The following is a 14282-nucleotide window of genomic DNA, read 5'->3' on the forward strand; positions in this document are numbered from 1 at the left end:
ACTTAAATTTAAGCTGTGTGCCAAGTTGTTGCTACCGCTGATTTCATGCGCGGCAAACCGTCTCGCACACAGATTCACCCAATACAAGTTTACGAAGGAAAAATCGTTTTCGGGAATAGTTCTCAATAATGTGAGCAGTTCCCCATACACCACCTCTAATCCTCGCCAGATCAAATGCGCTAATACATATAGGCAACACTCCCAATGTAAGTTCGCCCGCATTTTGAGACAAATACCAACCCAGGCTTGCGTGTTTATACCTTTAAGCGCATACTTATTCAGTAACCTGTTAATGCGCGAAAGATTCTTTGAACGGAGGAGAAATGACGAAAATTGCACGGAAATGGGCTGGCGCAAACACCTTCAGCCTCGATGTGGCAGCACTCAACAAGTACCCTGACGTCATCAACCTCTCCATCGGCGATGCAGACTTCACTACAGACCAGGAAATTATTACTGCAGCTTTCCAGGATGCCGCAGCCGGATACACACATTACGGCACACCGCAAGGCGATCCGGAATTAATTGCACAGATCATCAAATACTGGCAGGAAGACTTTCAAGTACAACTCACGCCTGCGCAAGTACACGTCACCCCATCTTCAGCTCTCGGGATGGCGCAAACCCTGATCGCCTTACTCAATCCCGGCGAAGAAGTAATTATATTTTCACCATACTTCCCGATTTATGCCCAACAAATCTATCTCGCCGGCGGGAAAAGCGTTGAAGTAGCACTAAGCGCAAACAATGGATACCAAATCGATGCAGCAGCACTCGAACAGGCAATTACAGCAAACACAAAAGCAATCATCTTCAATAACCCCACCAATCCGACCGGCGTGGTTTACAGTAAAGATCAGCTTGAAATAATCGCACAAATTGCAATCAAACACGATCTGATCGTGATTGCTGATGAAATCTACACCGACTTTATTTTCGGTCAGACACCCTTTATCCCATTGTGCACACTTCCAGGAATGGCCGAGCGGACGATCACGCTAAATTCTTTCTCAAAGAACTTCATGATGGCTGGTTGGCGCATTGGGTACGCAATTGCCGCTGCAGAATATATTTCCGCTATCGGCACAGTCAATGATTCACTCGCTTACTCCACGCCAGCCATTTCTCAACGTGCAGCGATCAAAGCATTGCAGATCCGGGAGAAAACACGCACGAAATATGTAGCTGAATATGGCCGCAGAATGCAGCTGGTAGCAGCTCAGATTGCGCAAATGCCACATTTTTCACTTGCGAAACCAAATGGCACGTTTTATCTTTTCCCTGGAAATACTGCTGGTTTGACTGGCCGCGAACTTGCCCAGGAGATTTTTACCCAAACGCATATTTTAGTCTCCGCAGGAGAATCTTTTGGCACTTCCGGCGCTGGGCATATCCGGATCGCATGCACTGAATCTGCTGAGAAATTGCAAGCTGCATGCGAACGCCTTGCACGATTGCGAATTTAGGGTTGCTTGAGCCCAATAAATTCAAGCTGCGAAAAATACAATCCTGCCCGGACGCAATATTCCATTGCACTTGCGTCAATAAAGGAAAATTCTTCCGCAAAACAGCAATCAGCTCCGATCACCTCCGCTACTTCCCACGCATATGAAAAGGATCAAAATGAAACTCACCAAACTGAACAAGATTTTTACCGTACTCACAGCCGCTGCCACCCTCACCCTCCTTGGAGCTTGCGGGGCAAATGCATCAAAATCTACTGACGGACTCGCAAAAATCAAAGCTGCTGGCGTATTGAAAGTGGGCACCGAAGCACAGTATGCGCCTTATGAATTCAAGGACGCGAACGCCAAGTTCGTCGGTGCAGATATCGCCCTGGCTGAGCAGATCGCGAAAGATTTGGGTGTGAAGCTGGAAATTGTAGATATGAAATTTGAGGGCATTATTCCTTCAGTACAATCTGGAAAAGTAGATCTGGGAATTGCTGCTTTCTCAAATACTCCAGAACGCGCTGGCGTCGTCGATTTTTCCACGAATTATGAAGCTTCCGTGCAAAAGCTTGTAGTACCAGCCGATAAAGCTACCGAATATGAGACTCCAAAATCTTTAGCCGGTCTGAAAGTGGGCGCGCAAAAAGGTTCAATCCAATCTGGTTTAGTAAAAGAGGAATTGAAAGATTCCATTCTGTTTGAACTAGATAAGTACCCAACACTCGCACTCGAAATCCAGAATGGAAATATTGCAGGACTCGTAGCGGATGAGGCCGTCGCAAATTCCCTCGTAGCTACCTCGAACGGCAAACTTGCATTAGCAGATTACAAGTTCACCTCAGAAGCAGCTAATGTGGGCAAAGCTGCACTGATGGCAAAGGGAAATACTGCTTTGAAAGCAGCGGTTGATAAAACGATTGAAAAAATGATCGCTGACGGTTCATGGCAAAAAGCTTATGACGAAGCAGTGGCATTGGCTGAAAGCCTCGGCCTCTCAGAGTAATCAATCACGCAAAAAATCGGCGGTAAATACTGCAGCAAAGCCAAAGTTTCAGGCTAAACTATAGCTGCAGTGTTTGCCGCCAATTGGCTGTAATCCCGGATTCGATCGAGCATTGCGCACTTTTAGCATTTCGGTTTCAAAAGCCACTCAGCTACACAAATACAATTAAAATATTAGGAATAATCAATGAGCTTCTTTTCAAGCATGTGGGAACTGGTAGTAAAGTACTATCCATTTTTCGTCGATGGCATTCGCTCAACTCTGATCATTGCACTTTTTTCAGTGTTTTTTGGTTTCATTCTCGGTACATTCTTAACACTCATGCGGATGAGTAACTGGAAGATCCTGCGCTGGCCGGCTGCTGCTTTTGTTGAATTTTTCCGTGGCACACCGCTGCTCGTACAGCTTTCGTTCATCTTCTACGGTCTGCCCTTGCTGGGAATTAATTTTCCAGAGATTTCGTTCATTCCTGATTTCGATCGATTTGCTGCGGGGATCGTCGCAATGAGCTTAAATTCGGCTGCATATGTTTCCGAAATCGTCCGCGCTGGGATTCAAGCTGTTGATTCCGGGCAGTTGGAAGCTGCTAGGTCGCTCGGCTTAACTCATCCAAAAGCAATGCGGATCGTGATTTTGCCACAGGCAATGCGCAATATTTTACCGGCTTTAGGAAACGAATTCGTGACCGTGATCAAGGAATCTTCAATCGTTTCAGTGATCGGAATTGGCGATATTATGTTCCGCACAAACGATGTCGTAGCTGCAACCTATCAGACTCTGCCTGCTCTGGGGATAGCTTTGATTATCTACTTTATCCTCACTTTCAGCTTCTCACGGCTGATTAACCATACTGAAAAGCGGCTCAAATACGGTTCCCGGAACCGCTCGCGATAAGCTCACGAACTCACCAGCAATACGTAAATATTCATCTAAACACAGAAGAAGAATCAATATGACACTTCAGCCTCAGCCAGTACCAGCGCCAACAGTTGCAAAATCGGGGCATTCAGAAAAAGAATTATTTCTAGAGGTACGCAACCTGGTCAAAAATTTTGATGATACGCAAGTGATCAAAGGAATTTCTACGAATTTCTATCGCGGAGATCTAGTTTCGATCATCGGCCCGTCCGGATCGGGAAAATCAACTTTTTTGCGTTGCCTGAACCTCTTAGAACGCCCGACATCAGGACAAATCCTTTTTGACGGTGTGGATCTGATGGAAAAGAGCACCGATATAAATTTGCACCGGCAAAAAATTGGAATGGTTTTTCAGCAATTCAATCTCTTCCAAAATATGAATGTGCTGCGGAATTTAACAATGGCCCCATGTACGATCAAGGGAATCACTCGCGAAGAAGCTGAGGCGAAGGCGCTGCGCCTTCTGGAGCGAGTAGGGCTCAAAGGGCGTGAACTATTTTATCCGCAAGAACTCTCTGGTGGGCAAAAGCAACGTGTGGCGATCGTGCGCGCTTTAATGATGGAACCAGAAGTGATCTTATTTGATGAGCCTACTTCTGCGCTTGATCCAGAAATGATCGGCGAAGTATTAGGGGTAATGCAGGATTTGGCAAATGACGGGATGACGATGATCGTTGTCACACACGAGATGCGTTTTGCGCGTGAAGTATCTGATCGCACAATTTTCTTAGACGACGGTAAAATTGGTGAAGACAAACCGTCTCATGAACTTTTTGCGCACCCATCCAGTGAACGGTTAATCAGCTTTCTGGAGAAAGTGCTCTAAGCACCAGAAAGCTAAAACAAAAATAAATCATGCAAAGATGGTGGTGTGCTACAGGAAAATCAGCTGCAAGCACACCACCATCTTTACGCACACGCTGAGCGTCAACTACGTCTTTATCGTGCAATAAACTTTTCGTATGCTTCCTGATCAATTACATAATCAATTTCGCCAATGTACTCCGAGATATTTTCTGCACCAACGAAGCCCCGCTTAAACCGGAAAAGCCCGTCCTCATCATTTAGCACATACACTCCGCCGAAATCGTAATACTTTGATCGCTGTTCGATCGCCCATTGAATCATTTCCCATTGCATCAAATAATTCGGCATCTTATTGCGGTGCGAATTGGTTGAACCGCCATACATGTACCACGTTACATCACCGTAATTTACACAGATTGCAGCACTCAAGATTTCATCTTCGTACGAAGCAAGGTAAACCCGCAGGTGATCACCCAATGCTTTGGCTAAACCGTGAAAGTAAGAAAGCGGCCGGTGAGTGATCCCGTGCCGTTCACTCATAATCCGGTACGTCTCAAAAAACTGATCCACATCTGCTAATTCCTGTGACCAACGCACCTGTACGCCTTTGCGGGCTGCCAGCCGGATATTGTAGCGCGTTTTCGCCTGGAAGAAATCAAGCAACTGCTGCGCATTCATTCCTTCCATCGAGATCCGCATATTCACCCGTGGTTGGCTTGTCGAATGCGGATCGATTCCACGATTCCGCATCGTAAATCCGTGATTTTGCAAGGCATCGTTGAGCTCTGCACGATAAAGCACTTCCGGATCGGCACGGAGCAGAAATACATCCTTGGCCGCAAGAAGTTTATGTGCTTCGGAAAAAAGCTCGCGCAAGAGCGTGAAATCCGTAATATCTCCCACTGGCCCACGGCAACAATAACCAAACTGTTTGCCATCAATAGCTGGAATCGTGAGGATACTCATCGCAGCACAAATCTTTCCATTGCGATCGCGTAAATAAACAAAATGCGGCTGCCAATTTGCTTTTACTTTGCTCCACATTGGATCTTGAGTTAAGCGCCCGTACTCACTACTGCGCACAAAATCGGTATATTCGGCTAGTTCAACAGCATCATTAAGATCAACTAAAGGCATTTGAAATCTCTTCCTGGATCGGATTGATGGAAGTTAATTTATTTCCTCAATCCTAACAGTTCTAAAGCCTTCTGTAGTTTATCGGAACACCGCAGAATTTTCCGTAACAATAATGTGTTTGTATTTTAGTGACTAAAGTCTGCCGTTATTTTGTTTGCTGCTTTGCTTTACAGCCCCATAACATTGTCTTTACATCCCTGCATCGTTTACTTCGACTTGCGCAGCGATTGTCAAGATCAGCCAGATATGCGATGCAGAGTAGCTTAAGTTAGATGCAAAGGTGCAAGGAAACCAGATGGACAAATTCACACCGTCAGTAGACGCAATTGCCAATTCCCTCACATTGAGCGCAATCGTGGGTTTTATCCCCCTAATCGTGTTCTTCGTAATGCTCGGTGCCTGCAAAATCAAAACGCATTGGTGCGCGCTTGGATCGCTGCTTGTATCAGTTTTGATCGCAATGTTCGGATTCAAAATGCCGACCACACTCGCCCTTCTCTCAGCCAGCCAGGGTGCACTGTTTGGATTTTTCCCGATCCTCTATATCGTGATCATGGCTGTCTGGCTCTACAATCTCACCCAAGCTACCGGACGTGAAAAAGATGTCCAGACTGTTTTCTCACTCGTCGGGAAAGGCGATATGCGAGTGCAGGCACTCCTGATCGGCTACGCTTTTTGCGGTCTTTTGGAGGGATTAGCTGGCTTTGGCGCGCCAGTAGCAATCACTTGTGCAATGCTTTATGCGCTCGGATTACCGCCGATCAAAGCAGCGATCGCCGTAATTGTAGGCAATGCTTTGAATGTGGGCTTTGGCGCAATGGCGATCCCCACTACTACAGTAGCTGGTCTGGGTAGCGTCGCTCCGGAAGTAGTTGGCGCCACAATGGGGCGCGTAGCACCGCTGCTGATCTTCTTCGTCCCATTCTTGTTGCTCTTGATTCTTGATGGAGTACGGGGATTAACACAAATCTGGCCAGCCGCATTCGCCGCTGGATTTTCAATGGCATGCGGTCAATTTATCGCCGCAAATTATCTTTCCTACGAGCTAACTGCCGTTTTTGCCTCGCTGCTTTCTTTTGCGGCGCTGGCAGGTTTCATGCGGATCTGGACGCCGCGCACTCCAGCCGATTTTCAGTCAAAGCAAGTGCAGGAAAAGCTTTCTGGGAAACGGATTATCCTTGGCCTGCTTCCCTATTGGCTGGTAGTAGTGATTTTCGCGATTGCAAAACTCTGGACTATCGGAGTGAATATTCCCGCGATGCTTGCCGCTACAGATGTCAAATTTGCCTGGCCCGGCTTGCACGGCAACTTAGTTGACAGTGCTGGGAATCCGTCAGCCTCCACGATTTTCAATCTCCAATGGCTTTCCAGCCCGGGCACAATGCTGCTGATTACTGGTCTGATCGTCACAATCGTTTATGCTGCCAGTGCCAGTCAACAATTCCCTGCCACCATTGGCTCAGGTTTGCGCGTATTTGCAAAAACGGTTTTTGATTTACGACTCACGATCCTTACGATCATGGCAGTGATGGCATTGGCATATGTAATGAATTTTTCCGGTCAAACAGTTGCAATCGGCACTTGGCTTGCGCAAACTGGCACGGCATTCGCGCTCGTTTCTCCGGTGCTCGGATGGATCGGTACAGCTGTCACTGGCTCAGCTACCTCTGCAGGTGCGCTTTTTGGCAACTTGCAATCGACAGCTGCAACTAACGCTGGTCTAAGTACCCCACTGCTTTTAGGAGCAAATGAAATCGGTGGCGGGATCGGCAAGATCATTTCACCACAGAATCTTGCAATCGCTGCAACTGCAATTAAAACTCCTGGCAGCGAAGCTGAATTGCTGCGTAAAGCTTTGCCCTGGTCGATCGGATTACTCGTAATACTCGGATTGCTGATTACGCTTGCTTCGCTTGGCCCACTCAGTTTCCTGATCGTGGAATAATCTCCTCTTACATCAGGAAGCCCCAGACTTTCGATCGAAAAAACAGATTTCAACTAAAGGAATAAAAATGAAAATAGCAATGTTTTCAACATGCATTGTGGATGCAATGTTTCCACAGGCTGCGCAAGCAACCACACATTTGCTTGAGCGCTTGGGACACACCGTTGTGTTTCCGAAAAATCAGGCATGCTGTGGCCAAATGCATGTGAACACCGGATACTACAGTGAAGCTGTACCCGTGATTCGCAACCATGTCGAAACCTTCCGACCAGTGCTAGATGGTGAATGGGATTATATCGTCTCTCCTTCCTCATCCTGCACCGGCTCGATCAAGCATCAGCAAAGCATGGTGCTGCGAGATCGCGGGCACCACAAGCTGGCAGCAGAAGCTGATGCGATCGCCGCAAAAACATATGATTTGCCGTTATTCTTGACCGAAGTATTAGACACTTACGACGTCGGAGCATATTTCGCGCATCGGGTCACATATCACCCCACATGCCATTCAATGCGGATGCTGAAAGTCGGCGATCGCCCCTGGAAACTACTGCAAAATGTGCGTGGAATTGAACTGATAGAGCTGCCGGAGAAAGAATCATGCTGCGGCTTTGGCGGCACTTTCTCCATCAAGAACGCAGAAACATCTTATTCAATGGTGGCAGATAAAATTGCCAATATCATGTCCACGAAAGCAGAAGTGATCGTAGCTGGCGATTACTCGTGTTTAATGAATATCGGCGGCGGACTCTCCCGTCTGCGTGCTGGAATCCGAGCAATGCATTTAGCAGAAGTACTTGCAGGCACAGAAAGCGAACCGTGGCAGGCACCTGCAACAACAACGAAGTTGGGAGCATAATTATGAGTGAACAAAATCTTGGCTGGACTCCAGGCGTGCCGATTCCAGAGAATCCCTTGCGCTGGGGCAAAAAATTTCCGAAAGCAGCACATGAAATGCTGAAAAATACGCAGCTGCGCAGGAATCTGAAATACGCCACCACCACTATTCGGAATAAACGGAATCTGCGTGTAGCAGAAATGCCAGATTGGCAAGATCTCCGCGATGCTGCATCAGCTATCAAGCATGAGGTAATGAGTAATCTCCCCAAATATCTCGAACAAGTTGAGCGGAATGTAACTGCCCGCGGCGGAATCGTACACTGGGCACGTGACGCCAAAGAAGCCAACGAGATCATTCACAAGATCATCCTCGCAAAAGGTGTAGATGAGGTCATCAAGATCAAATCGATGGCCACACAAGAGGTAAACCTCAATGAATATTTGAAAGAGCGCGGTATTGCTGCCTGGGAAACAGATCTGGCGGAATTGATCGTGCAGCTTTCTGAGGATATGCCCTCACACATCGTGGTACCAGCGATCCACCGTAATCGCGCCGAAGTAAAAGCAATTTTTGAAAAGCGCATGGGCGAAGCCGGAAAGAATCTTACTGAAGATCCACGTGTATTGACGATGGCAGCGCGCGAACACCTCCGGCGTAAATTCCTCTCTTCCCCAGTGGCGGTTTCTGGATCGAATATGATCGTAGCTGAATCAGGTACTGTTTCGATCTACGAATCTGAAGGTAATGGACGGATGTGTTTAACTCTGCCAGATACCCTGATTTCCCTCGTTGGGATCGAAAAGATTGTGCCAACCTATCAAGACATCGAAGTATTTAGCCAACTCTTGCCGCGTTCTGCCACGGGTGAGCGAATGAATCCATACACTTCATTCTGGACGGGCGTGACTCCAGGCGATGGTCCCCAAGAATTCCATTTGATCTTGATGGATAATGGCCGCACAAACGTATTGAAAGATAAAATCGGACGGCAAGCATTACACTGTATCCGCTGTGGCGCGTGTATGAATGTATGCCCGGTATATGAGCATGTTGGCGGGCACGCTTACGGTTCAGTATATCCAGGTCCGATTGGTGCGATCCTCACTCCACAGCTGCTTGGCGCAGTCGATCATAAAGATCCGGCATCACAGCTCCCCTTCGCATCATCTTTGTGTGGCGCTTGCTTTGAGGCGTGCCCAGTAAAAATTGATATTCCGTCAGTTTTAGTAGATCGACGCAAGCAATATCAAGATGCGAATAAGGGCGGTATCCCCGGAGCGTGGGATTTAGCAATGGGAGCTTCCTCCAAGATTATGAGTTCTGGAAAGATCTTTGGAGCAGCCGGCAGATCCGCGAAAGCTGGCCGCTTATTCGCCGGAAAGAAAGGCTTCATCGGGCACATTCCCGCTCCAGCTGCTTCCCAATGGACAACTACACGCAATCTTCCAGCACCACCATCACAAACGTACCGCGACTGGTATGCACAGACACACGCGGCTGATGGTGCTCTTCAGCCGCAAGGCAATCTCACCTCGGAAGGCACCTGCGGGCACTGCGGATGTGGCGCAAAGAAGCCTGCTCGCCCGCAAAAGACAATGAAAGAAAAGCAGGAAGGTGAAAAGTAATGGACGCAAAGACCGAAATTTTCAATCGTATTCGAGATGCGCTGCAGCTTTCGCAAAATGCACCAGCACCTGAAATTCCGCGGAATTACCGAATGGAAGGTGAATTTGCACCGGGGTCTGCTGAAGTCATCGCAGAGATGCGGGAGAAGTTAGAAGATTACAAAGCGATCGTGATTGAAACTGACGAAAGCGGATTGCCACAGGCGATTACTGCAGCACTCGCAGATGTAAAAAGCGTGGTTGTACCGCACGGGTTAAATCAAAAGTGGATCGCCGCAGCAAAAGAAAGCGGCGCAAAATTAAGCATTGACAACCCAGAAACTGGGGAAATACTCAGCCACAGCGAACTTGATGCGATCCAAACCGTGCTCACCGCATCACGCTGCGGAGTAAGCTTATCAGGCACGATCATGCTTGATGGTGAGCCTGATCAAGGTCGCCGCGCAATCACACTCGTACCTGATCAACATGTGCTGGTATTGGCAGCGAAAGAGATCTATGCAGTGGTCCCGCAGGCTGTTGCGAAACTTGGTGCACACCCAACTCGTCCAACTACCTGGATCGCTGGCCCGTCGGCTACATCCGATATTGAATTAAAACGCGTCGATGGTGTACACGGCCCCCGCAAGCTCACAGTGATCATTGTGCGGTAAGCCGCAGCAGATTTACGCAAAGACTAATGGTGTGGGCGCATATTTCTGCAGCCCACACCATTAGTCTTTGCTCACGAACAGCTCGCTAAACAGCATCATCGCGATCGAGCTATTTAGCGCCCATGCGCAGTAATCCGGAATGCCGTCCAATGCGCACTAAAATTCTTTGATGAGGTCACTGACTGCCCGGCAGCTTTCGCTGCATCATTCACGTCACTGGCAAAAACAGCAAATTCACTTTGCGATTGCGGCACCATCAGCCAGATTATTCCTGCGCCGTCGGCAAAGGATTGTGCGCAGTCCATCAGATAATCAGAGAGATCATCTACATCTCCATCATCGGAGCGCCACCACGCTAAAACACCGTCAGCTACCCCGCGGTAATCTTCATCTTCAAGTTCAGTTTCTGTGAGCCGCGAAAGTGTATCGCGAAGGGGGAAATCAACATCTTCGTCATAACCGAATTCCTGAATTACATCACCCTTTTGAAATCCGAAGGGATTTCCGGCAAGAGCTTGCGCCACTGTGATCGAGCCGCCTTTCGCGCGTTTGAGGTTTATTATTTCGGTTCACAAATCCTGCCCACTTTTGCAGGCAATTTTGCTACGACACAATCTTAAAGCTAAATCCACCAGATCTGCATAATATTTTGCAAAGTGATGCTCTTTACAGCATTTCCTGCTATCGTCGAATTATCTGTGATCTGAGTCATCAAACTTTCACTCATGTGACCGCTCTCCCATCATGAAAATCGGTTCGAGATAGGTCTGAAGGCTCAACTCAGGTAAATTGGAGTGTGTACAGATTAGCGAGTAGGAAACAACGAATGTTCACCGCAATATGCGCTGACTGTAATTTCTTAGGTCGCTCGTGCGTCAGATAGAAGGGGAATAATTGTGAGTGAAGTTCCAATTCGGCCACTAATTAATGGACTTTTAAGCCAGATTCCAGATGTGGATGGAGAAGAAACCCGTGAATGGCTCGAATCTGTAGATTCGCTGATCGATGCGCAGGGCACACAGCGTGCGCGTTACTTGATGCTTGCGATGGAGCGGCGCATGCGCGAGCGCGGCGTGCAACTTCCAGGGAATCTCGTTACATCTTATGTAAATACGATTGGGATAGATGATGAACCGTACTATCCAGGAGACGAAAAACTTGAGCGAGAGTTCCGTCGCTGGGTGAGATGGAATGCTGCAGTCCAAGTAACCCGTGCGCAGCGGCCAGGAGTTGCCGTCGGCGGCCATATTTCTTCCTTTGCTGCGCAAGCGACACTCTACGAAGTGGGTCACAATTGGTTCTTCCGCGGAAAGGATGCACCCGGAGGTGGCGATCACGTTTTCTTCCAGGGGCACTCTTCACCAGGCAATTACGCCCGCGCGTTCCTTGAAGGTCGTCTTTCAGAAGCCGATCTCGACACTTTCCGTCAGCAAGCCTCACGGCAATCTGGCGGGAAGGGCTTGCCATCCTATCCGCATCCGCGTCAGCTCCCCGATTTTTGGGAGTTTCCAACCGTTTCACTTGGTCTTGGGCCGATCTCAGCAATTTATCAGGCATGGTTTGATCGCTATCTGCATGAACGTGGGATCAAGGATACCTCTCAGCAACACACCTGGGCTTTCATGGGCGACGGCGAAATGGATGAAGTCGAATCTCGCGGTGTGCTGCACCTTGCAGCAGCACAGAATCTTGATAATCTCACTTTCGTTGTGAATTGTAATCTGCAACGTCTTGACGGGCCAGTACGCGGTAATGGTCAAATCATTCAAGAGCTCGAAGCGTCATTCAAGGGTGCTGGCTGGAATGTGATCAAGGTGATTTGGGGGCGCGAATGGGATGAACTGCTCCTTGCAGATAAGGATCGTGCTCTTGTAAATATCATGAATAACACTCTTGATGGTGATTATCAGACCTTCAAGGCAAATGATGGCGGATATGTGCGTGAGCACTTCTTCGGGCGAGATCCGCGCACTAAAGCGATGGTTGCTGATTGGTCGGATGAAAAGATTTGGGGCTTGAAGCGCGGCGGGCACGATTACCGCAAAGTTTATGCCGCATATAAGGCTGCGATGGAGCATAAAGATCAGCCAACGGTGATCTTGGCGCATACGATTAAGGGCTATTCGCTTGGATCGAACTTTGCTGGCCGGAATGCCACACATCAGATGAAGAAGCTAAATTCTGACGATTTGAAGTTGCTCCGCGATACGCTGCATCTTGATTTCACCGATGAGCAACTGGAAGATCCATATCATGCACCGTATATCAAGCCTGATTCAAATCATCCGGCGATGCAATATATGCTTGAACGTCGCCGCGATTTGGGTGGCTACCTTCCTGAACGTCGGGTAGTGGAAAATGGCGTCACGCTTCCTGCCGATAAGCCATTTGAAATGCTCAAAGGCGGCTCAGGTAAGCAAAAGGTGGCAACTACAATGGCACTGGTACGCCTGATTAAAGATCTCGTCCGGGATCAGGATTTTGGGCAGCGGATCGTGCCAATTATTCCTGATGAAGCACGCACATTCGGGCTTGATGCGCTCTTCCCGTCAGCGAAAATCTTTAACGTACATGGCCAGCATTACACTGCTGTCGATTCAGAGATGCTGCTTTCATATAAGGAATCAAAGCAGGGTCAGATCATGCATACCGGGATTACGGAAGCTGGCTCAAATGCTGCATTCACGGCAGTTGGTACTTCCTATGCCACGCACGGCATACCCATGGTACCGATTTATATTTTCTACTCAATGTTTGGTTTCCAGCGCACTGGCGATCAGTTCTGGCATGCGGCAGATCAAATGGCACGCGGTTTCATCATCGGCGCTACAGCTGGGCGGACCACCCTCACAGGTGAAGGGCTGCAGCATTTAGATGGGCATTCGCACGTGCTGGCCTCAACTAATCCAGCAATGGTGCAATACGATCCAGCATACGCATACGAGATCCGGCATATCATGAAAGATGGTATTCAGCGGATGTACGGCGATGGTACGGATGGACGCGATCAAAACGTGATGTACTACATCACCGTCTACAATGAGCCGATTCACCAACCAGCAGAACCAGAAAATGTTGATGTTGACGGTATTTTGCGTGGGATCTATCAGGTAGATGCACCTGAAGGTGACGGATTACGCGTCCAACTGCTGTCTTCTGGCGTTGGTGTGCCTTGGGCACGTGAAGCTCGCCGGATGCTCCGCGATGATTGGGGTGTAGCTGCCGGTGTTTGGTCGGTTACTTCCTGGTATGAGCTGCGCAAAGACGGACTCGCCGCAGATCAGCACAATTTCCTGTATCCGCATGAGGCTCCACGCGAGGCATATCTCACCACGAAGTTGAAGGGTGAAGCAGGACCATTCATCGCTTCCTCTGATTGGGAGGCACAAGTACATGATGCAATTCGTCCATGGGTACCAGGAGATTATTATGTGCTCGGTGCTAATGGCTTTGGTTTCTCCGATACGAGAGCTGCAGCACGTCGGCACTTCAAGATCGATTCTGCTTCAATGGTTGTGCGCGCACTGCAAGCTCTCGCCGATCAGGGCAAGCTGGATCGCGGTGTGGTTGCGCAAGCAATTGAAAAGTACGATTTGTTTAATCCGAATGCAGGTACTTCTGGAGTTTCTGATCCAAACGAAGTTGCATAAAACTTCACCGTAATTAGCAGCAATTTTCCGAAGCTGATTGCGTCTTAAAAAAGGGTTTGGCCGGGTGCGGATTTTCTGCTCGCCTGGTCAAGCCCTTTTTGAGATTTATTAGAATACAGCCATCTTGCAGGTTACGGTTGCGTTCAAAGTTTTCCGGCGCTAAGTTCAGCATCGGCAGATAGCGCAGCAACTATTCAGATCCTGGATGTTTTGCCGTCAGCTCCCGATGATTCACCTGAAAGTTAATTCTGAGTG

At 48.4% G+C, this 14282-nt stretch carries 11 protein-coding genes; 9 read left to right on the forward strand and 2 right to left on the reverse strand.

Going from position 1 to position 14282, the window contains the following annotated elements:
* The first annotated feature begins 323 nt into the window (after positions 1-323).
* The 4 genes from J2S36_RS02505 (at position 324) to J2S36_RS02520 (ending at position 4198) form a co-directional block, all read left to right on the forward strand.
* Positions 324-1466, forward strand: a complete 1143-nt coding sequence (locus J2S36_RS02505; protein ID WP_309955194.1) for an aminotransferase class I/II-fold pyridoxal phosphate-dependent enzyme — start codon at positions 324-326, stop codon at positions 1464-1466.
* Positions 1467-1623: 157 nt separating this feature from the next.
* Positions 1624-2454, forward strand: a complete 831-nt coding sequence (locus J2S36_RS02510) for an ABC transporter substrate-binding protein (protein ID WP_309955196.1) — start codon at positions 1624-1626, stop codon at positions 2452-2454.
* A 186-nt stretch (positions 2455-2640) separates the two neighbouring features.
* Positions 2641-3348, forward strand: coding sequence for an amino acid ABC transporter permease (locus J2S36_RS02515; RefSeq protein WP_309955198.1), 708 nt, complete (start codon positions 2641-2643; stop codon positions 3346-3348).
* Between the two features lie 58 nt (positions 3349-3406).
* On the forward strand, positions 3407-4198 hold the full coding sequence (locus J2S36_RS02520; RefSeq protein ID WP_309955200.1) for an amino acid ABC transporter ATP-binding protein: 792 nt from the start codon (positions 3407-3409) through the stop codon (positions 4196-4198).
* Between the two features lie 113 nt (positions 4199-4311).
* On the opposite strand, the gene J2S36_RS02525 is transcribed toward J2S36_RS02520, so the two are convergent.
* Positions 4312-5316: a lipid II:glycine glycyltransferase FemX gene (locus J2S36_RS02525; RefSeq protein WP_309955202.1), complete on the reverse strand. Its 1005-nt coding sequence runs from the start codon at positions 5314-5316 to the stop codon at positions 4312-4314.
* 295 nt (positions 5317-5611) lie between these two features.
* On the opposite strand from J2S36_RS02525, the gene J2S36_RS02530 reads away from it, so the two are divergent.
* The 4 genes from J2S36_RS02530 to J2S36_RS02545 all read left to right on the forward strand — a co-directional run bounded on the left by J2S36_RS02530 (position 5612) and on the right by J2S36_RS02545 (position 10377).
* A complete protein-coding gene (locus J2S36_RS02530; protein ID WP_309955204.1) occupies positions 5612-7261 on the forward strand; it encodes an L-lactate permease in 1650 nt (549 codons plus the stop codon).
* 67 nt (positions 7262-7328) lie between these two features.
* A complete protein-coding gene (locus tag J2S36_RS02535) occupies positions 7329-8117 on the forward strand; it encodes a (Fe-S)-binding protein (protein ID WP_309955205.1) in 789 nt (262 codons plus the stop codon).
* A gap of 2 nt (positions 8118-8119) precedes the next feature.
* Positions 8120-9724 (forward strand): LutB/LldF family L-lactate oxidation iron-sulfur protein, encoded by a 1605-nt coding sequence (locus tag J2S36_RS02540; protein ID WP_309955208.1) that lies wholly within the window; start codon positions 8120-8122, stop codon positions 9722-9724.
* Positions 9724-10377: a LutC/YkgG family protein gene (locus tag J2S36_RS02545; RefSeq protein ID WP_309955209.1), complete on the forward strand. Its 654-nt coding sequence runs from the start codon at positions 9724-9726 to the stop codon at positions 10375-10377. Before J2S36_RS02540 ends, J2S36_RS02545 begins: the two co-directional genes overlap by 1 nt.
* A gap of 113 nt (positions 10378-10490) precedes the next feature.
* On the opposite strand, the gene J2S36_RS02550 is transcribed toward J2S36_RS02545, so the two are convergent.
* Positions 10491-10901 carry a DUF3052 family protein gene (locus J2S36_RS02550; RefSeq protein WP_309955211.1) on the reverse strand — a complete coding sequence of 137 codons (411 nt, stop codon included), beginning with the start codon at positions 10899-10901 and terminating at the stop codon, positions 10491-10493.
* A 372-nt stretch (positions 10902-11273) separates the two neighbouring features.
* Between J2S36_RS02550 and aceE the strand changes: the two genes are divergently transcribed.
* Entirely contained in the window at positions 11274-14027 is a 2754-nt protein-coding gene (aceE, locus tag J2S36_RS02555) for a pyruvate dehydrogenase (acetyl-transferring), homodimeric type (RefSeq protein WP_309955213.1), read from the forward strand.
* Positions 14028-14282 lie beyond the last annotated feature (255 nt).

This window comes from Arcanobacterium hippocoleae (genome assembly GCF_031456295.1).
Lineage (GTDB): Bacteria > Actinomycetota > Actinomycetes > Actinomycetales > Actinomycetaceae > Arcanobacterium_A > Arcanobacterium_A hippocoleae.

What these genes read in the sequence shown, in the direction of transcription:
- J2S36_RS02535 (WP_309955205.1), top strand. Translation starts at nt 7,329, where the DNA reads ATGAAAATAGCAATGTTTTCAACATGCATTGTGGATGCAATGTTTCCA.
- J2S36_RS02505 (WP_309955194.1), top strand. Translation starts at nt 324, where the DNA reads ATGACGAAAATTGCACGGAAATGGGCTGGCGCAAACACCTTCAGCCTC.
- J2S36_RS02530 (WP_309955204.1), top strand. Translation starts at nt 5,612, where the DNA reads ATGGACAAATTCACACCGTCAGTAGACGCAATTGCCAATTCCCTCACA.
- J2S36_RS02515 (WP_309955198.1), top strand. Translation starts at nt 2,641, where the DNA reads ATGAGCTTCTTTTCAAGCATGTGGGAACTGGTAGTAAAGTACTATCCA.
- J2S36_RS02545 (WP_309955209.1), top strand. Translation starts at nt 9,724, where the DNA reads ATGGACGCAAAGACCGAAATTTTCAATCGTATTCGAGATGCGCTGCAG.
- J2S36_RS02525 (WP_309955202.1), bottom strand. Translation starts at nt 5,316, where the DNA reads ATGCCTTTAGTTGATCTTAATGATGCTGTTGAACTAGCCGAATATACC.
- J2S36_RS02520 (WP_309955200.1), top strand. Translation starts at nt 3,407, where the DNA reads ATGACACTTCAGCCTCAGCCAGTACCAGCGCCAACAGTTGCAAAATCG.
- J2S36_RS02540 (WP_309955208.1), top strand. Translation starts at nt 8,120, where the DNA reads ATGAGTGAACAAAATCTTGGCTGGACTCCAGGCGTGCCGATTCCAGAG.
- J2S36_RS02510 (WP_309955196.1), top strand. Translation starts at nt 1,624, where the DNA reads ATGAAACTCACCAAACTGAACAAGATTTTTACCGTACTCACAGCCGCT.